The sequence below is a fragment of the Pseudonocardia sp. P-1 genome, from assembly GCF_058111925.1.
Genome location: NZ_JBYJZH010000003.1, coordinates 102995 through 124103, shown reverse-complemented (window position 1 = coordinate 124103; position 21109 = coordinate 102995). Strand labels below are relative to the sequence as shown.

18 protein-coding genes are annotated in these 21109 nt (G+C 69.8%); 5 read left to right on the top strand and 13 right to left on the bottom strand.

Annotated features, from left to right (window positions below; translation table 11 throughout):
• Positions 1-32 precede the first annotated feature (32 nt).
• The 6 genes from AC0GKK_RS28540 to AC0GKK_RS28515 form a co-directional block, all read right to left on the bottom strand.
• Positions 33-635: a recombinase family protein gene (locus tag AC0GKK_RS28540; RefSeq protein ID WP_253067045.1), complete on the bottom strand. Its 603-nt coding sequence runs from the start codon at positions 633-635 to the stop codon at positions 33-35.
• 192 nt (positions 636-827) lie between these two features.
• Positions 828-1073 carry a hypothetical protein gene (locus AC0GKK_RS28535; RefSeq protein WP_489884238.1) on the bottom strand — a complete coding sequence of 82 codons (246 nt, stop codon included), beginning with the start codon at positions 1071-1073 and terminating at the stop codon, positions 828-830.
• A 34-nt stretch (positions 1074-1107) separates the two neighbouring features.
• Positions 1108-3111 carry a dynamin family protein gene (locus AC0GKK_RS28530; protein ID WP_489884237.1) on the bottom strand — a complete coding sequence of 668 codons (2004 nt, stop codon included), beginning with the start codon at positions 3109-3111 and terminating at the stop codon, positions 1108-1110.
• Positions 3108-5366 carry a dynamin family protein gene (locus AC0GKK_RS28525; RefSeq protein ID WP_489884236.1) on the bottom strand — a complete coding sequence of 753 codons (2259 nt, stop codon included), beginning with the start codon at positions 5364-5366 and terminating at the stop codon, positions 3108-3110. The genes AC0GKK_RS28530 and AC0GKK_RS28525 overlap by 4 nt, the downstream gene beginning before the upstream one ends.
• Positions 5363-6103, bottom strand: coding sequence for a cysteine peptidase family C39 domain-containing protein (locus AC0GKK_RS28520; protein WP_489884235.1), 741 nt, complete (start codon positions 6101-6103; stop codon positions 5363-5365). Before AC0GKK_RS28520 ends, AC0GKK_RS28525 begins: the two co-directional genes overlap by 4 nt.
• Positions 6100-8109, bottom strand: a complete 2010-nt coding sequence (locus AC0GKK_RS28515; RefSeq protein ID WP_489884234.1) for a dynamin family protein — start codon at positions 8107-8109, stop codon at positions 6100-6102. Before AC0GKK_RS28515 ends, AC0GKK_RS28520 begins: the two co-directional genes overlap by 4 nt.
• A 449-nt stretch (positions 8110-8558) precedes the next feature.
• Here AC0GKK_RS28515 and AC0GKK_RS28510 point away from each other — a divergent pair, with 449 nt between their 5' ends.
• Positions 8559-9503, top strand: a complete 945-nt coding sequence (locus AC0GKK_RS28510) for a response regulator receiver protein (RefSeq protein WP_489884233.1) — start codon at positions 8559-8561, stop codon at positions 9501-9503.
• 65 nt (positions 9504-9568) lie between these two features.
• Here AC0GKK_RS28510 and AC0GKK_RS28505 read toward each other — a convergent pair whose 3' ends face one another.
• From AC0GKK_RS28505 to AC0GKK_RS28475, 7 genes are all read right to left on the bottom strand, one after another.
• Complete coding sequence (locus AC0GKK_RS28505; protein ID WP_345651116.1) at positions 9569-9721, bottom strand: hypothetical protein; 153 nt, start codon at positions 9719-9721, stop codon at positions 9569-9571.
• A gap of 171 nt (positions 9722-9892) precedes the next feature.
• Positions 9893-10069, bottom strand: a complete 177-nt coding sequence (locus AC0GKK_RS28500; protein WP_345651113.1) for a hypothetical protein — start codon at positions 10067-10069, stop codon at positions 9893-9895.
• Between the two features lie 95 nt (positions 10070-10164).
• On the bottom strand, positions 10165-11418 hold the full coding sequence (locus AC0GKK_RS28495) for a glucuronyl esterase domain-containing protein (RefSeq protein WP_489884232.1): 1254 nt from the start codon (positions 11416-11418) through the stop codon (positions 10165-10167).
• A 28-nt stretch (positions 11419-11446) separates the two neighbouring features.
• Entirely contained in the window at positions 11447-12967 is a 1521-nt protein-coding gene (locus AC0GKK_RS28490; RefSeq protein ID WP_489884231.1) for an alkaline phosphatase PhoX, read from the bottom strand.
• Positions 12957-13325 (bottom strand): hypothetical protein, encoded by a 369-nt coding sequence (locus AC0GKK_RS28485; RefSeq protein ID WP_489884230.1) that lies wholly within the window; start codon positions 13323-13325, stop codon positions 12957-12959. Before AC0GKK_RS28485 ends, AC0GKK_RS28490 begins: the two co-directional genes overlap by 11 nt.
• 27 nt (positions 13326-13352) lie before the next feature.
• The gene (locus AC0GKK_RS28480; RefSeq protein ID WP_489884229.1) at positions 13353-13628 is read right to left on the bottom strand and encodes a hypothetical protein; all 276 of its coding nucleotides are present in this window, start codon (positions 13626-13628) and stop codon (positions 13353-13355) included.
• Complete coding sequence (locus AC0GKK_RS28475) at positions 13625-14863, bottom strand: glycoside hydrolase family 140 protein (protein WP_489884228.1); 1239 nt, start codon at positions 14861-14863, stop codon at positions 13625-13627. Before AC0GKK_RS28475 ends, AC0GKK_RS28480 begins: the two co-directional genes overlap by 4 nt.
• Before the next feature lie 670 nt (positions 14864-15533).
• Here AC0GKK_RS28475 and AC0GKK_RS28470 point away from each other — a divergent pair.
• From AC0GKK_RS28470 to AC0GKK_RS28455, 4 genes are all read left to right on the top strand, one after another.
• Positions 15534-16679: an ISAs1 family transposase gene (locus AC0GKK_RS28470; RefSeq protein WP_489884223.1), complete on the top strand. Its 1146-nt coding sequence runs from the start codon at positions 15534-15536 to the stop codon at positions 16677-16679.
• A gap of 243 nt (positions 16680-16922) precedes the next feature.
• Positions 16923-17720: a transposase family protein gene (locus tag AC0GKK_RS28465; RefSeq protein WP_489884227.1), complete on the top strand. Its 798-nt coding sequence runs from the start codon at positions 16923-16925 to the stop codon at positions 17718-17720.
• Between the two features lie 115 nt (positions 17721-17835).
• Positions 17836-19842, top strand: coding sequence for a type I restriction-modification system subunit M (locus AC0GKK_RS28460; RefSeq protein WP_489884226.1), 2007 nt, complete (start codon positions 17836-17838; stop codon positions 19840-19842).
• A complete protein-coding gene (locus AC0GKK_RS28455) occupies positions 19839-21107 on the top strand; it encodes a restriction endonuclease subunit S (protein WP_489884225.1) in 1269 nt (422 codons plus the stop codon). Before AC0GKK_RS28460 ends, AC0GKK_RS28455 begins: the two co-directional genes overlap by 4 nt.
• The last annotated feature ends 2 nt before the right edge of the window (positions 21108-21109 follow it).

The following is a 21109-nucleotide window of genomic DNA, read 5'->3' as shown; positions in this document are numbered from 1 at the left end:
CCCCGGATACGCCGAACTCTGCCGCCGCACCGCTACACCCGACCACTCTGCTGCACGGGCGTATCGGACGGTTTGCCCAGGTAGCGGTAGATCGTGGGCCGGCTGACCCCGAACTCGGCAGCGATCTGGGCCACGGTGTAGCGGCGCCGCCCGTCCGCACCGGTTTCCTCGTACATCAGCCGTGCCAGGTGCGCCTGGCGCGCCCCGAGCTTCGGTTTCTGCCCACCGGTACGCCCGCGAGCACGCGCGGCCTCCAGGCCGTCCTTGGTCCGTTCGGAGAGCAGGCTGGCCTCGAACTCGGCGATCGCGCCGAGCACCTGGAAAAACATCCGCCCGACCGCGGTGGAGGTATCCACACCCTGATCGAGCACCACCAGATCGACACCACGCTGCTGCAGCGTGCGGGCCAGCTCGATCAGGTGCTCCAGCGAACGGCCCAACCGGTCCAGCTTGGTCACCACCAGCTGGTCACCGGCCCGTACGACGAGCAGCGCCTGATCGAGCTCCGGACGGCGCGCGAGCTTGCCCGAGGCCCGGTCGACGAACACCTGCTCGCAGCCAGCCGCGCGCAGCGCGTCGTGCTGAGCTTCGGGATGCTGGTCACGGGTCGAGACCCGGGCGTAGCCGATGCGCACACCCGCACCGTATCGCGAACCCGCGAATGCGTTACGCAGGCGCGGACACGGGTTCCGTGTGACCTTCGCAAACCGACCTGCTCCGCGAGTGTCTCGCGAACGATCGTTTCGCTACGGTCAAGTAGCAGGTTGGGCGCAGACAGAACTGCAACCGTCGGGGTGCAGCCGGTCGTCGTGGGGGGACCGGCAGCGTCAGTGGGTACCGATGCGGTTGCCACCGGCGTCATAGACGAAGCCGTCGCTGGAGTACCACGCGTTATCGATGCCGGCGTAACTGCCCGAGTAGCCGCCAAACATCGGCTGCTGCACGGCGGTCCCGCCGCCGGTGTTGGGTGTCACCACGCCACCCGCATCGACGGGGTCGACGACGGTCGCGTCCCCGCTGGCGTGCCCGCTCGCGTCGTCCGGGCTCAGGTTCCACTCGCTGCTGTCTGTCATGACCGCTTCCTTCCCTTGGGTATGCCTGCTCAGATCAGAGCCCGGCGACCTCATCGACGATGTCGTCGAGTTGGTTCATCGCTTCCTCGAGGCGGTCACCAAGTCGGGCCAGCTCGTCACGTCGTCGGGCCGCCGACTCCTCGCCCTGCCGCTTGGCAGCGAGCACTGTCTCGACCTCCTCGCGGAACGTTGCGAGCTGGGTGTCGAAGCCCGCCGCGATGGCCGTGCGGAACCCGTCGAGCTGCTCTCCGAAGCGGGTGGCGGCGGCCTGCGCGTTCTCGTACGCGCGCGCCCGCATCTCTCGCGCCAGCTCTTCGCCAACCTGCTTCTTGATCTTTTTCTCCGCCCCGCGGAGCGTGATCACGGACCCAAACAGCGCCTGCGCGACCAGGCCAGCCACCAGGACGGGGAGGCCGAAGGGTGTGAACAGCCAGACCAGGCCGATGGCGAGGGTCGGGAGCAGGCTCTTCGCCATCTCTCGGGGGCCGAAGCGTAGGCCGGCAAGCCCGGCGGCGGGGCCCGCGAGCATGAACCCGCCCACCCCGGCAAGCAGCCGGCTGATTGGCGTCTCGTCCTCATCGACGGCGACCGGCCCGACCGCGGCGACGCCGCTCATGTCGAGCCGCATTTCGTCGAGGTCGTGCTCAAACCCCTCTACCTGCTGGTTGAGCGCCGAAGCGATCGCCGCGATGCGGACGTCGAGCTCGGGTTGCAGCGTCGCCTGGATCCAGCCGTGGAGGGCGGTCTCGACTTCGCGGGCGGTGAGTGCGGCGACCTCCGCGGCGAGGGCCTCAGCGTGCTCCTTGGTCTTCCACGGCTTAATGCTGAGCCGGTTGTCCGGCACGCTGCCAACGGCGAGCTCGGCGACCGTCCCCGAGAGCTCGACCAGCTGCGCTCGCACCCGATCCTGCACGAAGCTTTGCAGGTCGTCGAGCCGGTTGGCCAGGTCGTCCGAGATGCGCTTGGCGTCGTGCTCGAGGCGCTCCAGCGGCACCTGCGCCTCCTCGTAGCGCCGCGCCAGCTCGCCGATATCCTCGGTCAGCATGCGGGTCTGCTTCACCAGGCTCGCGGCGATGTCTCGGCGCAGCAGCTTGAGGCTGCGCGCCGGTACGAGGATCTTGACCTTGTGCCGCTCGGTGGTCAGGAACGTCTCCAACGCGCGTTCGAGCGCCGCCATGCCAGAGCTCTCCCAGGTCTGAAGATCACCGGTCGTGCGCGCTTCCATCCCTCCCAGCGCGTTCACCCAGATCATCCGGCGCTCGTCGCCCGGGTGCTCGGGACGGGCCTTGCGCAGCCGGGCGGCCGCGGCTCGCATCACGGCGTCGTGATCCCGCGTTGGGATAAAGTTGATCTTGTTGAACACGAAGAACGGGTCGTGGCTTTCGAGGTTCGCCTGCATGAAGGCGACTTCGTTGGCCGCCATGGTCTTCTGAGCGTCGAAAAGAAAGACCACGGCGTCGGTCCGCGCGAGGTAGCTCATCGTCAGCTCCTCGCGCAGCGGGTCCGCGTTGAGCCCCGGGGAGTCAACCAGGACGACGTTGTTGCGGCACAGCGGCAGCGGCCAGTGCACCTCCGCGTACGCGTACGGGCTCTGCCAGCTCGGGTCGTCGACTGGCACGACAATCGCTTCCTCGAGCCGGTCGACGGGCGTCTGCTCGGGCTTGTCCGCCACACCGCCGTCCGGGGTGCGCGGGTAGAGGTAGGCCGTGGGAGTGTCCGCCCACCGCACCTCGGTGAGGATCGCGGTGCACTCCACGTACTTCGTGGGTAGGGTGTCGGCGCCCAACAGGGCATTGAGCACGGTGCTCTTGCCCGTGTTGAAGTCCCCAAGCACGGTGACCACGAACGCGTCGCTGCGCACCCGTTCAGCGGTCGTGCGTACCCCGTCCGCCAACGCGCCCAGTCCGAGCTGCTCGGCAATGGCGGTGATTTCTTCTGCCACCCGGATCAGCTGCGTTCGGCGGCGCTCGGCCTCGGCGAATCCGTCGCGTGCCGCCTGCTGGGACGCGAATCCGGTCGACGGTGTCGTGGCCGTCATCGTTCCTCCGGTGGAGTCGGGTCCGTATCGAGGGTGAGCCGGATCCGCTCGGCGAGCCGAGCCGCCTCCCTCGCAACGTTCGCGGCGGGCGGCACCGGTGCCGGAGCGGCGAGGGCTTCGGCGCGGGCCTTCCGCCAGGTGCCGCGGCGGGACTCCAGGCCGTCGAGGAGATCGGTGTAGAGCTGCTCGACGCGGGCGCCGACCTGCTGGGCAAAGTCGTCGACGGTCTGCTGGACAACCGGGACGAGGTACCGGTCGACGGTGTCGCGCTGGGCCGATGTGGCCGAGCGGATCGACCGCTCCGCGAGGATCGATGCGACCAGCCCGCCGGCCATGCCAATCGCGATCGGCGGCATAGCTAGGCCCACGGCGCCGCCGAGGAGGTAACCGGCCAGCGTCCCGGCCGGCGCGCCGATCCGGGTGAACAGCTTGCGACGACCCAGATCGGCGACCGCGGCCTGCTCGGCGAGCTCCGGAGGCGCGATCTCGGGCGCGCTCCGCGGCAGCCGCTGCGCCACCGCGAAGCGCTCGGCGAGGACCCCGTCCAGCCAATCGACGTCCGTGGCCATCCCGGCGAGCACAATCGTCTCGCATTTGCGGGTGAGCGCCACGAGCTCGCGGCGCATCCGGTACGGGAAGTCGCGCTCCCAGTACTCGCGCGGGTCAGGCACCCGGAGGAGTTCGTAATGCAGGGCCTCGGCGATCACGCGGCTGTCCGCGCCGAGGGCGTCGCGGACCCTGCGGGTCAGGGCGCGCCGGCGCGTGCTGATCTCCACCCGCAGGCCGTCCCAGACCGCAGCGTCCCGAGCGAGGGCGTCACGCGCCCGCGCCAGCTCCTGCTGGCGCTCCTGCTCGGTCAACGACGCGGCCTGAACCGCTGCTGCGGCGACCTCGACGATGCCGTCGCATACCTCGGCCACCCCGGCGGCGATCTTCCGCGAGCGCCAGTGCCGGTTGGTGTGCCGGGCCGCGAACGCTGCGATCTGCGCGCGCACGCCGTCCAGACCGGCCTCGTCATCCGCGGGGGCGGCGAGGACCGACGTTCCCGGCGCGAGCCCGTCGACGCGGATGCGCAGCGCGTCGAGCGCTGCGGCGCGCTCATCGACCGGAACCTGGTCGAGGAAGGTGACCACGACGGCGAGGAACGGCACGCGGCGGCGCAGCACCTCCTGCTCGAGTAGCCGGCGCTCGCTGCGCGACAGCGGACTGCCCGCTGAGACCACCATCAGCACCGCATCGGAAACGGTCACCGCGCGCCGCACGTCGAGCAGCCGGTCCTCCAGGGAGTCGTTCGTCCCCGGCGTATCGACGAGTTCGGCATCAAGTTCATCGAGCCACTCGGCGCGCACGTCAAGCCGCAACTCCGGAACGCTGCGGTCGCCGTTCCCGTGCTCGTCGACGACGAGGCCGGACCACATCGCCTCTCCCGGCTCGCGCAGCTCGGTCCGCCCATCCGGCCACCGGACGGCGAGCGCGGTGCGCTCCGCGGACCGGACAAGGACGAACGCCCGCGTGGTCGGCACCGGGCCGACGGGCAGGACGTCCGTGCCGAGCAGCCGGTTGACCAAGGTCGACTTACCCCGGTTGAACTCGCCGACGACTGCTACCCGCAGGCCGGGACGGCGCCGCTGCTCGGCCAGGGTGTCGAGGGTCGCAACAAGCGGTGCGGAACCTAGCTCGCGGGCCAGCGCGCACCCAGCACGCAGCCAGCCACCCAACGCGGCGGGCACGTCGACGGCAGGCGGTACCGTCGGGGCGGTGCCCAGCCAGCTCGTCGTGGCCGGGACCAGGGCGTGGTACCACGGCACGGCCGCGGCGGGCAGCACGGCATCGTAGTGCTCAGCCAACGCGGCGAGGCCGCTCCGGCCGTCGACGACCTCGTCGATGCGCGCCAGCAGCCGGCCGAGATCGGCCTCGTTCCCCTCCGCGTCCCACTGGCTGTTGGCCGGAACCGGCGGCGGCGCGGCGCGCAGATCGGTGAAGCCGGCCACGTCCCCCCTGGGCAGCCGCCAGCGGATGAGGGCCCACGGCGGTCGTCCCTGGCCGTCCGGGCCGGGTGTGGTCAGGAGACCTACCAGCTGCCAGCCGGATTCGTCGCGGACGGGTATCGGTGGCAGCGCGACGGTCTCGATGGTGACCAGGGCGGCGCTGTCGGGGCGGCGGTGCAGGCCGTCGACGATGCCCGCGACCCCGGTTGGTCGCTCGATTCGGACGGCGCGCGCGGCGTCGGCCAGCTTGCTGCGCAGGTCGCTCACGAGGCGCTCGCAATGGTCGGGTGGAGGCCTGCCCCGGTGGGGGCAGGGCCAGCGAGCACGGTCAGGTTGCCGTAGTCGTCCCAGGCGTTGAGGAAGTCGGCGAGGGCCACGGTCGAGGCCCGCCCGTCGGGGTGGCCGCTGTCGTTGAGGACGACCTGCCAGCCGTCCTGCCGGTCGAACTCGATGCCGGTGACCCAGACGGCGTGCCCAGCCGGTCGGAGCCACTCGTGGGGAGCGCCGGTCAGTGGGTCGTGGCGCGGGTGCCAGATCTCATTGGCGTCGAGGGTCACCATGACCTTCCGGCCGGCGGCGAGGGCGTCGTACAGGCCGGTGACGGTCTCGGCGCCGACGGTCGTAGGGATCCCGTAGGCGTCCAGCAGGCGGGTGAGGTCCTCGGGCCGAGTCCCGGCGACCGGGTCGTACCAGCCCCGCTCGGCGAGCCACGCCGTAGCGCGCGCCTGGTCGAACGGGACGCCGGTTAGCTGCTCGATGATCGAGCCCTGGGCGACGACGGCGCAGGCGCCCTCCGGGCCCTGGTCGTGCCAGAAGTTCGCGTCGAGCTGCGGGGCGCCGACACCCGTGACGACGTCGCCGGCGTCGTGCGTACCGACCTCGGGTGCGGTCGGCGGGACCGGTTCATACGCATCCCACGTCGCGTCGGGCAGCACCGGGGGCGGTACCGGCGGCAGCGGCTCGAGCACGGGATCGTGCAGTTCGGCGAAGAAGTCGTCCATCATGACGCGCCCCCGCGCAGTTCTGTTAGTCGGCGTCGCCGGTCGGCGAGCTGCTCCACGCGTGCTGCCGCAGCCCGCTCGGCCTCCTCGGCAAGGGTCCGCGCGCGCCCGAGGGCATCGCGCTGCTTGCGCTCGGCGGCGAGAAACTCACCGACCGGGCCCGCCGCGGTGGACTTCAGCGCGGCCAGCACACGATCGACACGACGCTCCTCCGCGGCGCACGCCTTATCGACGGCATCACGCAGCAGCTCGCGCGCCCGCTCTAGAGCCGCGCGGGCACCGTCGCCGAGCGGCTTGCGCACGCTGCTTCGGGCCTTATCGAGCTGGTTCGCTGCGCCGGCGCCGAGCGCCGCACCCAGCCAGCCGCCGACGAGGGTACCGATCCCGGGCGCGACTAGGGAGCCGATGATGGCGCCCACAGCAGCGCCCCCGCCCGCGCTCCAGTTCTCCGTAGATACCGCCGAGGCGGCCACGCGGGAAGCCGCACCAAAGTCGACCTCGACCACGACGGGCGTCGCCGCCCGCTGCGTCCGGGGCACGTCGAGCTTCGCCGCCGTTCGCCCGGCGAGCTTCGCGAGATGGCGGTACTCGTCGGAGAAGTCCCTGTCGACCCGCTGCAGGCCGAGTTCAGTCGCTCGGCCGAGTCCCCTCATGGCCTCGCGCTGCCCCGCGACGAGCCAGTCCGAGGCCGCCTTCTTCACCGTGTCCGGCGCGGTGTGCTCCACGAGCCGCTTAACGGCCTCGGTGCTGTCGCAGCCGCCGACGAGCTTGTCCAGCTCCGTCGCCAGCGCAGCGCCACGGTTCCTCGCACTCTGATCGAATCCGGTGCGCAGGGCGCCGCGCGCGGTCCGCAAATCCCGGTGGACGGACGTGCGCGCCGCGGCGAGGAAGCCGTCCAGGTCGCGGACCCGGAGGCCGTCCAGCTCCCGCTCAGCGGCGGCGATCCGGTCGCGGTGCTCACGGACCGAGGCCGTCGCGGCGTCAAGGAGATCGGTGACGAGGTTCGTCGCACTGGTGCTGACCGCCAAGGCGTGTTCTTGGCGGGCGCGCTCGGCGAGCGCCTTCTCAAGTTCGACGAACCGCCGGCCGAACTCGTCGACCGGCCCACCGTCAACGAGCTGGGTCAGCACTTCGTCACCACCGCAGGAGAAGATCTGCGGCTCGACGACCCCGGCCAGCTCGAGCCGCTTGCGTACTGCCCGCAGGACGACGTCGCGCTGGCCCTCGGGTACCTGGTCGAGCTTCGTAACGACGAACAGGCAGCGGTCGAGGTGGCGGGCCAGGGTACCGCCCAGAAACTCCGCGAGCACCCGGGAGACCTGCGAGTTCGCCGGCACGAGCACGACGGCGAGATCGGCCGACTCGGCGACGACCCGGTCGACCACCGCCGCGTGACCGTCGTCGGTCGCGTTGACACCCGGGGTATCGACGATGACGACGTCGCGGCCCAGGAGCGCGGCGGGATGGCCAATGGTCACGGTCTCGACCCCGGCCGCGAGCACGGGATCGGCGACGAGCGCAGTGATCGCCTCGCGGACTGATGATGGGGCAACCGACGGCGAAATCCGGCGAAGCTCGTGCAGGAAGGTCGCCGACACCGAGCGGCCGTCGCTCGGCCGCAGCTGCCGCACCCGAGTGCAGCCCGCCGGGCGGAAGGCGACGCCTAGCCGGCGGGCAGACCTGATCTCGGTGGCGACCGCGGTAGTGACGACTGCAGCGGTGGGGAGCAGGCGGTCCCGCAAGAGCGTGTTGACGAACGTGCTCTTGCCGCTGTTGAACTCGCCCACGACTGCGATGTAGAGACTCGGGTCCGCAAGCCTGCGCCGCACCACGCTGGCCCGCCGCCGCAGGTCAGCCTCCAGCTCAGATGGCAAAGTGAGCTGGTCGCAGGTGCGCTCGGCCCAGTCGACGTGGTCAGTCAGCTCCTCGTCCAGCGTGTCGAGCAGCAGCGCCATCACGGTCGCGGCGCCGCCATCCATTCCGGAAGCAGCGTGCACACCGGCGGTCACCTGCGCCCCCCACCGACTCCAGACCTTCCATGACCGCGGCCTGCCGGCTGGCGAAGTCCGCCGCCGGCCGTTCGGCCCGCACGTCACGCTCCACTCCGTGTTCTCGTATGGCAGGGGCCGGGCGTTAACATGCCCCAGCTACCCGGCCTACCGCGGGCTTCCGACGCCTGCCGATAGTGTCATTTCGTGTCGCCGAGGCACTGTCGTTCTACCGTCGCTCTACAGAAACGATGCTTCCGTTGGCTCATGGATACGTTCGAACAAACTAAAAATCGGGTTTTGAAGTTATAAACCACTGATCAGGTAGGCTGTCGAGCATGGTCGACACCGCCGTACGCTGCGGATACAGCCGCTGTCGGGCCGAGCTCCCGCCTCCCGGACCCCAAGGAGGTCGGCCGCGCTCGTTCTGCCGCGACACCCGCTGGGAGGGCGGCAAGACGTGTGCGCAGATGGCCCGCGCCGAACGCGAGGCCCTGGGCGCGCTCGGGCTGGACACCGGCGCCGGGGCGTTCGCCCTCGACGCCGACCGGCTACGCGAACACGTCACTGCGGTGGCCGGCCCGGTCGCCGAACTCGCCGCCGCACTGCAGGCTGTGCAGGACCGCCTCGATGAGGTGCAGCGCGACGCGCTCACCGCTACCGAGCAGGCTCGTGCCAGGGCCGCGGAGGCCGACTCCGGCCGCCAGCAGGCCGAGCAGGATCGTGACGCTGCACTTCGGCGGACCCGCGACGCCGAGTCGGCCGCGACCGACGCGCGCCGCGAACGCGCCGAGGCCCTCACCCGCGCCGACGAGGCCGCGCTCACCGCCCTGGACGCCACCGAGGCCCTCGGTGCTGCCCGCCAGCAAGCCACCGACGCCGTCACCGCCCGCGACCAGGCACACGACGACGCCCGCGCGGCCCGCGCCGACGCCGACCAGGCCCGCCACGACCGCGAGCAGGCCGTCCTGGCCACCCGGGCCGCCGAACACGACCGCGACACCGCCCAGCGCCAGGCCACCGCCCGCGAACGCGAACGCGACGACGCCCGCACCCAGCTCGACCAGCTGCGAGCCACCCTCGACGAACTGCGGACCGAACACGCCGGCCTGACCGAGACCACCGCGGCGCTGCGCCGCGATGTCGAGAACCATCGCACTGCCGCCGAGCTGGCCCGCACCGACGTCGCGACGCTGCGCGAAGAGCTGGCGGAGGTTCGGGCAACCGCGGTCACAGACCGGACCGAGCGCGACCAGTTCCGTGCCGACCTCATAGCGGCCCATCAGGAACGCGACGCCTACGCCGTCGAGGTTGGGGAACTCCGCACCGCCGTCGGACGTGTCGGCGAAACCACTGGGCAGCGGCTACATCCCGACGACATCACGGCGCTCGTCACCGCTCTGCGTCAGCGGTGAGCCGTTCGGGAGCGAAGTGCTCCCGAACGGCTCGCAGGCAGCGACAGGCGCGCCCCGCTTTCCGGCTACAACAAGCCCACCGCGGCGAGCAGCACCACGAGGACTACGAGCCGTACCCATGGCGTCCAGCTCGGGGCGTGCAAGGTCCGGTGCACCAGCTCCACGACAGCGTGGCAGAACGGCGGCGCCGCATCGGCCGGCTGCGGCAGGTTGATCATGAACGCTCTCCTTCAGCTCATCCGTAGTGGTCTCCTGAAGCGTGATGCACACTGAGCAGGAACGTTTGCTGCAGTTCAGCATGATCAACGGAGAGGTATCTCATCGTGTCGGACAGCAGGTCAGCGGGGCGGAGGTCGTCCGGAGATACCCAGATCATGACTGTGCGCGTATCAAGAAAGTTGGCTGCTCGGTTCGAGGTCTTTAGGGCGCTTGCCCGTGCGCAGCGTGGCGAGCGCGCTAAGCGGATCGGGATCCAGGATGTTCTGGAGGCCTACCTCGAGGAGCTGGTTATGACCAAGGAGCCGGACGCGGCGGTTGCCGAGATCGCCGCGCTGATGGCGCGCCATGAGAAACGGCGTAGTAGGCCACGCATGTGAGGAGCCGCTCCTGTACAGATCTACCGCGCGAACAGATTGTCCGTAGCTCTGATGTTGCCCCACCCTTACCGCTTGAACAGCTTGCCGGTCAGGTAGATGTCCCAGGCGGCCTCGTCGAGGCCGTGGCCGCCGGAGCGTAGGTGGTAGCTCATGGCCGGGCCGCGGAAGCCCTCGTCGGTGGTGGGCGGCCAGCTGGATGAGGAGATTCCGGTGTCGCCGAGGCCGTAGAGGTCGTAGACCGGGGCGGCGCCGAGGTAGGACAGGAACTCGCCCTGGGGGTCGGCGTTGCCGTCCTCGGTGGCGCTGCCGACGACGACCCGCCCCGGCGCGATCAAGGCCAGGAGTTCGTGCTGATCGACCGGTAGCGAGTCCGCGTTGCCCGCGTAGTCGCTGTAGGTGGGTGGGAACCAGTGCGGGAAGGCGTCGGTGATGGCTGCGATGGATTCGCCCGCGTCGTCGCGGCGGGCCAGCTTGGCGCCCGTGGAGCCGGAGTTGTTCGACACGATCACGGGGAAGCGGGTGTCCTGGGCTCCGGCCCACAGCGCGGCCTTCCCACCGCGGGAGTGGCCGATGACCGCGACCTTGTCCGGGTCGATGTCGGGATCGTCCTGGAGGTAGTCCATGGCGCGGCTGGCACCCCAAGCCCACGCGCTGATGGCACGCCCGGCATCGTCGGGCAGCTCAGTGCCGGAGGGGTAGAAGGCGTCGATGACCCCGGAGCGGTAGCTGCCGGGGTCATCGGGGGCGACCTCACCGGCGTCGAGCGCGGCGAAGGCGTAGCCGGCGTCGAGGATCGTGGGGATCGGGGCGTAGCCCGACGATCCGGGCTCGTCACCGACCGAGCCGCGGTGGTCGATCAGCAGGAACGTGCCCTTCGGCGTCCCGCCCTCGGGGACGAACACCCGCAGGGTGAAACTCGCCGAGCCCTCCGGCCCGGTGACCTCGATGCGCACCTTCTTCCCACCCTCGGACAGGGGCTGGTCGTCGAAGGCGACCTCGTCGGGCTCGGGCGTGGGCAGGGTGTGGCCGTAGACGTGGTCGGCGAAGGCCTCCAGCAGTTCGGGGCGCCGCTGGCTCTCCCAGTCGTCGATGCTGTCGACGGTGTCGCCGTTGTCGAGCACCAGCGGGTCCGGAACCCGGGTGCCGCCGAGGCTCATCGTGGCACCCGCGCCCCCGGCGCCGCTCTCCTCATCGAGCGGCTTGTCGTCGGCGCGCAGCGCGACCGCCATCCGCGCCGGCGCGGGATGCTCCGCGGCAACCGGCACCCCGGCAGCTGCGGCGAGGGCGAGCGCCGCACCCGCGGCCGCCAGCCCGCTCACGGCGACCCGAATCCGTCGGTGCACGTCGCTACCCACCGTCGGCCGATGCCCCCGACGACCGACCTGCCCCCGAGCGTGGGGTCGAGCTGCGCCGACGCGACTCGGAGCTGCGCGACGAGGACGTCTCGGAGCGGCTGGACGACCCCCGCTTCCGCTTCTCGCCCGTGGCGTTGTCGCCCTCGGTGGAGGGACGGGGACCACCGCCCGATGAGGAAGGGGCGGGGGCGGACTCCTGCCAGGGGCCGGTGATGGCGAACAGGATCCCGGGTTTCTGGATGCCGGCGAAGAGCACCCGACCGTCCGGGGAGAAGGCGGGCCCGGTGAACTCCGAGCCGATCTGGCTGCGCGCGAGCGGGTAGACGGTCCCGTCGCGGGTGACCCCGGCGAGGTGGTTGTCGCTCTCGCCATCGGTGGCCAGGATCAGCCCGCCATAGGGTGCGGCGACGATGTTGTCGGGGGCTTCGACGGTCTCGCCGTCGGCGTCGGTGCCAAAGACCGTGGTCAACCGCAACGTGGCCTTGGCGGGGTCGTGGTGCCAGATCTGGCCGCGGTGGGAGTCGGCGTAGCTGGAGACCAGGTAGGCGCCCCCGTCGGCCCACCAGGCGCCTTCGAGCTTGTGGGCGCGGGTGATGCCCTCTGCCGCCCGCAGCGGCCCGTTCTCGGCGCCGCGATCGGTGACCGGGGCCCATTCCACCTCGTAGGTCGTGTTGACCTCGGTGGCCTGGGCGAGGTCGTCGACCTGGGCGCCGCTGTCATCGGTGCACACCAGCGCGGCCAGCTCGCCGGCATCGGTGTCGAGGGTGGCGAGCTCGCCGGGGCGGCCGCGGAAGTCCGAGGGTGGTGTCCACCGGTAGACGGTGCCGAGTGGGTCGGTGGTGTCCTCGGTCAGGTAGATGGTCAGGGTGTCGGGGTCGATGCAGAGGGCTTCGTGGACGAACCGGCCCAGCGCGGTGATCGGGGTGGGGTCCTGGTTGTCTTCGAGGTCGTGCGGGTTGACCTCGAAGACGTAGCCGTGCCGGTCGTCCTCGGTTTCCTCGCACGTCAGCCACGTGCCCCACGGGGTGACCCCGCCCGCGCAGTTGGTGGAGGTACCGGCCAGCCCGACCCGCTCCCAGATCAACTCACCCTCGCCGGTGGTCTTGATGATCGTGCAGCCACCCCCGGCATCGTCGCGATACACCAGACCCGCCTCGTGAGGGACGGCGCCGTCATCGTCCGGGCCGCCGCGCACCTCGTGGTTGAGCACCACCAGCACGTTCCCGTCGCCGTCGTCGGCGTCGAACGCCGCGGCCCCGTCATGAATCCCCGGGCTCGGCTCCCCGCCCTTCATCCGGGTCGTGCCGGCCTCGGTCACCACCCGATAGGAGAAGCCCTCGGGCAGCGCGAGCCGCCCGTCGGGGTCCTCGACCAGCGGCCCGTAGCCGGCGAACCCGGCGGGTTGGGCGCGGGCCCCCGGTGCGGTGAGCAGCGCATCGACCGCGCCGAGCAGGCTCACCGCCATCCCCACCTGCCCGGAGCGGGCCAGGAACCTGCGCCGATCAAGCACCATCGGCGCTCGTGTCCCCTGCTGCGGCGGGCTGCGGCCGGACCCGCCAGCCCTCACCGTCGCCGATCGCGTTCGGCGCGAACCGGTACCCGGCCTGCTCGAGCAGACGCCCGTAGTCCTGCTCGGCGGCGATCCGCTCGGCGCGCCGCTGCCCGGTGTGGACCAGCAGCATCGGCCCCTCGTCGTCGGGGTGCTCGACGACGAACCCGTCGCTGCCCTCGGTGAACTCGGCGAAACCGCGCCGGCGCAGCAGCTCGCGCAGCTGCTCCGCGTCGCGGTCACGCACCGACCACAACGGCCGGGCGTCGAAGCCGTGGCCGTAGGCCGGGGCCTGCCCGTCGTGGTCGTCTCGGCTGGTCATCGCGTCCTCCACTCGTCGGTCACAGGATCAGTCGTGCTCGGTCGGCGGCCGGTAGTCCTCGGTGGCCAGCGGGTCGAACACACCCGCGCGGTCCGAGGGGGCCTCGCCCGCGCCGGTGTAGGCCAACCACAGCGACCGATCGGCGAACCGCGCAGTCACCTGCCCACCCGGCCCGTCGACCCCGCGGCGGTGCCGCCGGGCCGGGAACGGCACGTGCCCGTAGTCGTCGGGGTCATCGGCATCGAACTCGCCGTCGTCGGCTCCACCGCCGTCGTCGTCGAGGTCACGATGGTGGCTGGTCATGCCGTGTCCTCCACCAGCAGCAACCAGTCCTCATCACTCGTGGGCGGGCTGTACTTCTTCGTGACCTTGGTGGTGTCGAACTCGCCGGTGCGGGGGTTGAACCAGTACGCCTTCGGCGTGCCGGTCACGACACTGGCGTCGGCCGAGAACTCCTCACCGGCGGGGGTGTAGACCAGCAGGTAGGAGCCGTCGGAGGCGACATTGGCCACGACCCGCTCCGCACCCGAACCCGGCCCCGAGCCCAGGACCGACTGGTCGGGTTCGCCGCGGGTGAACGGCAGCGACTCCATCAGCTCGCGCAAGTGGCGCATCTGCTCGCCCGCGGGGAACTCCAGCGCCTCGGTCCAGCTCCCGCGCGCGCCGAGCTCCCCGTCGCCGCCGTCGTTGAACTGCCACACCGCGTGGTGGCCGTAGGTGTGCCCGGCCGCCCCGCCCAGCACCGACCAGTAGGCATCGCGGCGTACGTCGAGTGCGGTGGAGAAGCCCTGCTCGGGCTCCCAGCAGTAGGGGTGTTCCTCATAGATCGGCTCACCGTCGAGGAATGGCTTGGCCGGGTCCGCGCCGTAGGTCGAGGCGACCAGGTCAGCGCGCACGTCGTAGCGCAGACAGTGCCCGCCCTGGATCATGTGGAAGTCCAGCCAGTCGGCGTCGGCAAACCACTCGGCGGACGACTGATCCCCGCGCGGGTGGTAGGTCTTGATCTGCGTTCCGCCGGTGGCGTCGAGGCCGTCGGCCAGCTCAGCCCACAGCTGCTCTTCCCCGTCGGCGGGGTGGTCCCCGCCCAGGGTCCAGGTGACGTTGTCGCGGTCCCCGAACCGCTCACCGAGGAACTCCCCATAGCCACGCGCAGACGACTCCGTGACCGCCGACCCGGTCTGCTGGTCGCCCCACACCGGGTGGATCGCCAGATACATCTCGCGCTCGGCGGCCGCGTCGATCGCGAACTCCACCCGATCCCAGAACTCGTCGTTCTCAGCCGCGGCGTCCACCGTGTCGCCCGGGGACTCGGCCCCGGCCTGGGGGAACATCGCCACCGTCTGGACGACGTTGAACCCCTGCTGAGCCCGGGTGTCGAGATAGTCGGTGATCTCGTCGGTGCTGAGCTTGCCCAGCATCGCCCATGCGGTGTCGGCCAGCCAGAAGAACGGCTCCCCGTCCGCGGCCAGGAACCGGCCGTCGACCTGCAGATACGGCGGATCGCTGGCGGACGACTGGGCGTCGGCTGCACGATGCACCGCACGGTCGCTTCCGGGAGCTGAGAGCAGGCCAGCGCTCACGGTCAGCGCAACTGCCGCACAGACCGAGACTGTCGGCCTGGCCAGGCCGAGTCGTCGAGCCCACACCTCGATCTCCTGGGTCAGCTCTGCCGAGGCGAGCACGCGCCGGACCCGGCCGGGTTCCCCGCGCAGGCCGGGTCCAGCACGCGAGACGCGCTGCCGCACTTCCTCATAGGGCGGGACTGTACCCCGTGAGTATCAACTTTAGTCACCAAGAAGATACGATCATGCCCTGCGAGCGGGCTCAGACCGCAGGCACTGGCCGGCGCCTCGCTGGCGGTCAACGCCACGGCGCTGTCTCCGTTCGTGCCCCTGCCGCTCAATTCGAAACGAGCCACGACACAATTAGCAAGAACGATGCGTCGTGGATGTCGTGGAGGTTTAACGTGAACACGTTAAAGCGTCGAGCAAATCGACGGGGGATTCGCCAGTGGCCCGGTGGCAGGGGGTCGGCAAAGTCGCGGTGACTGGGCGCTGAGCTGCGACGACACGCGGCCGTAGGTACGGGTGCGGGCACGGCCCTGACGGTGATCATGGCGGTTCTGACGCCAGCCTTGATCATCGGAAGAGAGCCGTGCCCGCGCCTGCATCATTGTCGATCGCTGCCGTCGCCGACCAGGTGGACGGGGTGGAGTTACCCGATCCGGGCGTGCTGGCCCCGAACCTGGCCGACGCCCTGGGCGAGGTGATCGACCCGCGCCACCGTCGCGGGGTCCGCCACGGGCTGGTCGTGGTGCTGACCGCCGCGGTGTGCGCGGTCGCGGCTGGGGCTCGCTCGTTCGTTGCGGTCGCCGAGTGGGTCACCGACCTGCCGGCCGATGTCGCCGCCGCGCTGAGCGTGGAGCATCGGTGTCCGTCGGAGTCGACGATCCGCCGGATCCTCGGTCAGATCGACGCCGACCGGTTCGACGCGGTGATCGGCGGGTTCGTGCAGCGCCTGTGCGCGTCGAGTGCATCCGTCGGCCGGCGCCGCGTGCTGGCCCTGGACGGCAAGACCGTGCGCGGTTCGCGTGGTGACCATGGCACTGCCCGGCATCTGTTGGCGGTGATCGACCAGCAGACCCGGGCCGTGCTCGGCCAGGTCGAGGTCAGGGACAAGACCAACGCGATCACCGCGTTCGCGCCGCTGCTCGACACTCTGACCGGCCTGGACCTGACCGGGGTGGTCATCACCGCCGATGCACTACACACCCAGCGCGAGCACGTCGCCGACCTGCGCGCCCGGGGCGCGCACTGGGTACTGACGGTGAAGGGCAACCAGCCCCGGCTGCGCCGCCAGCTCGCCGGGCTGCCCTGGCGCGGGAGCGAGCCCGACCATCGCAGCGTGCAGACTGCGCACGGGCGCCGGGAGATCCGCACGATCAAGGTCGTGACCATCGCGGCCGGGATCGAGTTCCCGCACGCCGCCCAGGCGCTGCAGATCACCCGCAAGACCCGCCCCGCGAACACCCGGTCGGGCCGGCGCCCCCGGTGGCGCACCGAGACCGTCTACGCGATCACCGACCTGGGCCCGCACCAGGCCCGCCCCGACGAACTCGCCGCCTGGATCCGCGGCCACTGGCAGATCGAGAACGGACTGCACTGGGTCCGCGACGTCACCTTCGCCGAAGACCTCTCCACGGTCCGCACCGGTGCCGGACCGCAGGTCATGGCCTCACTGCGGAACCTGGTGATCAGCCTGCACCGCCTGGCCGGAGCCACCAACATCGCCGCAGCGCTACGACATCACAGCCGCGACGCCCTTCGTCCACTTCAGCTAATCAAGATCATCTGACTTTGCCGACCCCCCGGGCCCGGTGGTGTGATCGCAGAGAGCGCGCGCGAAGCGCTCGTGACCTGGGCGGAGCATCACGACGTCCAGGCCAGTGGGTCGAAGCATCCGTGCCTGCACTGAGCCTTTGCCAACCTCGTGTTCGTACTGGTCAGCGAGTGTCCGGCGTGGCGTGACCTGAGATGGGTGAAGCTCCTGGTAGACGGGCGATTGACTAGATCTGACCGCCTGACCAGGAGCTTCAAGGTGCTGTCCTACCCGTCCGGGATGACCGTGTCCAGCCGCGCCCTGCACGTGTTGTCCGACGCGCTGCGCGCACACCGCAACCAGCGCCGCACCCGGTGGCGCAAGCTCACCCCGGGCCGCCAGGCCCTGCTGGTGATCGCGCACCTGCGCAAGGGCGAGACCTACGCGGATCTGGCCTGTGGATTCGGCGTCGGGACCTCGACGGTGTACCGCTACCTGCGCGAGGCGATCAGGCTGCTCGCCGCGATGGCCCCGACCCTGGAGCAGGCGATCGAGGTCGCGATCGGGAAGGCGTTCGTGATCCTCGACGGGACCCTGCTGCGGATCGATCGGGTCGGCATGGCCGGCGGCTACGACCGCGCGTTCTACTCGGGGAAACACAAGGCCCACGGGTTGAATGTGCAGGTCATCGCCGATCCGATCGGCAGGTTGGTGTGGATCTCCCCGCCGCTGCCCGGTGCACGACACGACTTGGGAGCCGCCCGCGAGCACGGGATCATCGATGCTCTGGACCAGCACCAGATCCGGGCGGCAGCCGACACCGCCTACCAGGGCGCCGGCCCGACCGTCGCGGTTCCCCAGCGCCGGCGACGCAAGGACCCCGACACCGGCCGCTACCGGCGGCTGTCGCGGGCGCAGAAGGAGGTCAACGCCGCGCACGCCCGCCGCCGCGGACCGGGCGAGCGGGCCAACGCCGAACTGAAGAACTGGAAAGTCCTCCGCAAGATCCGCTCCAGCCCGAACCGGGCCGACGAACTCATCGCCGCAGTTCAGACCCTCGTGATCGCCAACGCTTGATCAGGTTGGCAAAGGCTCAGTGTCTGCGCTCGCCACTAAGGTGCGAGGCGCACTACCTTGATCGCCGGTCCCACCGGCATGCTCAGCGCCGATCAGATGCGGAGAAGCACCCGTCGTGTCAGTCCTTTCGAGCTTCGTGTGGAGTGTTGCCGACACGCTACGCGGTCCCTACGCTGAGGCCGAGTACGGCTCGGTGATCCTGCCGTTCACCGTGCTGCGCCGCCTGGAGTGCGTAATGGACCCGCACCGCGAGGCGATGGCCGAGATCGTCGCGAAGTACCCCGGTGAGCAGCAGCGGCGCACGCACCTGAAGATCACCACCCGCACCGAGGACAGCGCCGGGCTGTCGTTCTGGACGACCAGTGCCTACACGCTCAAGAAGGCGCTGCAGGACCCGGACAACCTGGCCGAGAACCTCATCGACTACGTCGGCGGCTTCTCCGCGAACCTGGACGTGTTCAAGTCCTTCGGCTTCGAGAACGTCATCCGCACCCTCGACGAGCGGGACCGCCTGGCGCAGGTGACCCGCCACTTCGACAGGATCGACCTGTCGCCTGACGCCGTCTCCAACGCCGACATGGGCGATCTGTTCGAGAACCTCATCTACCGGTTCGCCGAATCCGCCAACGACGGTGCCGGTCAGTTCTACACGCCCCGCGACGTCGTCAGGCTCCTGGTCGACCTCGTCTACGCCGAGGACACCGAGGCCCTCCGCGACCGCGGCACCGTGCGGTCGGTCTACGACCCGACGGTTGGCACCGGCGGCATGCTCACTGTCGCCGACGAGCACCTGCACGGGCTCAACCCCGACGCGTCCACGGCGCTGTTCGGGCAGGAGATCAACCCCCGCACCTACGCGATCTGCAAGGCAGACCTCCTCATCAAGGGCCAGGACCCGTCGAACGTCCGGCAGGGCGACACCCTCGTGGTCGACCGCTTCGAGGGCCGTCGCTTCGACTATGTGCTCTCCAATCCGCCGTTCGGGACCGACTGGAAGGCCGTCGAGTCCGAGGTGAAGAACGAGCATGCCCGCGGGGGACAGGGCCGGTTCGCACCCGGGCTCCCGGCCGTCGGTGACGCGGCAATGCTGTTCCTGCTTCACGTCGCCTCGAAGATGCGCGATGTCGACGACAACGGCCGCGGCGGCAAGGCCGGCATTGTCCTGAACGGCTCCCCGCTCTTCAACGGCGGCGCGGGCTCCGGGCCGTCGGATATCCGCGGCCACATGCTGGAGAACGACCTGGTCGAGGCGATCGTCGCGCTGCCGAACGACATGTTCTACAACACCGGCATCGCGACGTACCTATGGATCCTGTCGAACGCGAAGCCCGGGGATCGCGCCCGCAGGGTGCAGCTGATCGACGCCACCGGGCTAGGGTCGAAGCTGCGCAAGTCGATCGGTTCCAAGCGCGTCGAGATCGCCGAGAAGGATCGCGGGGCGATCGTGCGCGCCTTCGCCGGGATCGAGAGCGAGGACGACGCGGCCAAGGTGCCGGTGAAGGTGTTCGACAACCTCGACTTCGCCTACTGGACCGTCACTGTCGAGCGCCCGCTCCAGCTCCGCTTCGCGTGCACGCCGGAGGCGATCAGCGCCGTAGCCGAGCACAGGACGCTCGGGAAGATCTCAGGCCTGACCGACGCCCTCAAGTCGTTCGGCGACGAGCCGTACCTGAACCGGGAGAAGTTCAACCGCGAGCTCGGCAAACATCTCGGCGACCAGGTCCTCCGTCTGACCGCCGCGCAGCGCAAGACGCTGTGGCAGACGATCGGCGTCCACGACGAGGGCGCAGACATCTGCGTGTACACCTCGGGTGCTCAGAAGGGCGAGCCGGAGCCGGATATCGCCCTGCGCGACACAGAGAACGTGCCGTTCGGTTGGGGCGATCATCCGAAGACCCACAAGGCCCTCGAGGAGACCGTGCAGGCGTACTTCGACGCCGAGGTGAAGCCGCACGTCGAGAACGCCTGGATCGACTGGTCGAAGACGAAGACCGGCTACGAGATCCCGTTCACGAGGCACTTCTACACCTACGAGCCGCCCCGGCCGCTCGCGGAGATCGACGCCGACCTCGAGAGGGTCGTCGGCGAGATCATGACGCTGCTGCGTGAGGTGGAGTCGTGAGCGTCGTAATCGAGGATCCGGTCGCCGAGCGGGTGCAGAAGTGGCTGGGCGACATCCCGTCCGGGTGGACGGGTGCTCGACTTTTCGAGGTCGCAGACGCAAGGACGAGCAACGTCGACAAGCACACAGTCGACGGCCAGCCTGCGGTTCGCCTCTGCAACTACGTGGACGTCTACAAGAACGACTCTATCACCGACTCGCTCGACTTCATGGTCGCCTCTGCGACGCGTGACCAGATCACGAAATTCCGAATTCGCCGCGGCGACACCCTCATTACCAAAGACTCGGAGACTGCAGACGACATCGGCGTCCCGGCTTTCGTCGAGTACGAAGCCGACGACCTCATCTGCGGATACCACCTCGCAATCGTACGGCCCGACGCGCGAAAGGTCACTCCGAAGTTCCTGTACTGGGCACTCGACTCAGAGCCCATCGCGCGTCAGTGGGGCGTTGCCGCGGCCGGTGTGACCCGTGTCGGGATTCGCAGCACTGACCTGAACAAGGTCACGATTCCGCTGCCACCGCTCGACGAGCAGCGCGCCATCGCCAACTACCTGGATCACGAGACGGCCCAGATCGACACGCTCGTGGCCAAACAGCAGGAGCTGCTGGGCTTCCTCGCCGAGCGCAAGCGATCGGTGCTCGATCACGTGTTAGCCGGAGTGGGTGGAGAATCTTTACGGCTGCGGTGGCTCTATCGCCCGTCGAGTGAGTCGAACAGGCCTGACGAGGAAGTGTTATCGGTATATCGAGAATACGGCGTCGTTCCGAAGGCGTCCCGGTCCGACAACTTCAACAAGACACCGGAGAACGTCGATCGCTACCTGCTGGTTCGATCCAACGACTTGGTCGTCAACAAGATGAAGGCGTGGCAGGGATCGCTGGGAGTCTCCGCTCACCGTGGAATCGTCAGCGGGGACTACGAGGTATTGCGTCCAACCACGGCAGGCCTCGATCCCGAATATTCCCACTTCCGCCTGCGATCGCCAGAGATGGTTCTTGAGTACCGGCTCCGTTCCCGGGGCATCCGGCCCTCCCAGTGGCGTCTCTACTGGCAGGATCTAGCCGACATCGAGGTGATCGTCCCGCCCCTCTCTGTGCAGCAAACCGCCGCCGCGCGGATCAAGTCGGAGACCTCCCGGATCGACGCCCTGATCGCCAAAGCCGAGGAGCATATCGCCCTCGCCAAGGAGCGGCGCTCGGCGTTGATCACGGCGGCGGTGACCGGGCAGATCGACGTACGCACGGCACGGAAAGCGAGCTGAAC

Coding starts and splice junctions, on each gene's coding strand:
- AC0GKK_RS28480 (WP_489884229.1), bottom strand. CDS start 13,628: ATGACCAGCCACCATCGTGACCTCGACGACGACGGCGGTGGAGCCGAC.
- AC0GKK_RS28530 (WP_489884237.1), bottom strand. CDS start 3,111: ATGACGGCCACGACACCGTCGACCGGATTCGCGTCCCAGCAGGCGGCA.
- AC0GKK_RS28520 (WP_489884235.1), bottom strand. CDS start 6,103: ATGATGGACGACTTCTTCGCCGAACTGCACGATCCCGTGCTCGAGCCG.
- AC0GKK_RS28535 (WP_489884238.1), bottom strand. CDS start 1,073: ATGACAGACAGCAGCGAGTGGAACCTGAGCCCGGACGACGCGAGCGGG.
- AC0GKK_RS28505 (WP_345651116.1), bottom strand. CDS start 9,721: ATGATCAACCTGCCGCAGCCGGCCGATGCGGCGCCGCCGTTCTGCCAC.
- AC0GKK_RS28500 (WP_345651113.1), bottom strand. CDS start 10,069: ATGGCGCGCCATCAGCGCGGCGATCTCGGCAACCGCCGCGTCCGGCTC.
- AC0GKK_RS28510 (WP_489884233.1), top strand. CDS start 8,559: ATGGCCCGCGCCGAACGCGAGGCCCTGGGCGCGCTCGGGCTGGACACC.
- AC0GKK_RS28490 (WP_489884231.1), bottom strand. CDS start 12,967: ATGGTGCTTGATCGGCGCAGGTTCCTGGCCCGCTCCGGGCAGGTGGGG.
- AC0GKK_RS28485 (WP_489884230.1), bottom strand. CDS start 13,325: ATGACCAGCCGAGACGACCACGACGGGCAGGCCCCGGCCTACGGCCAC.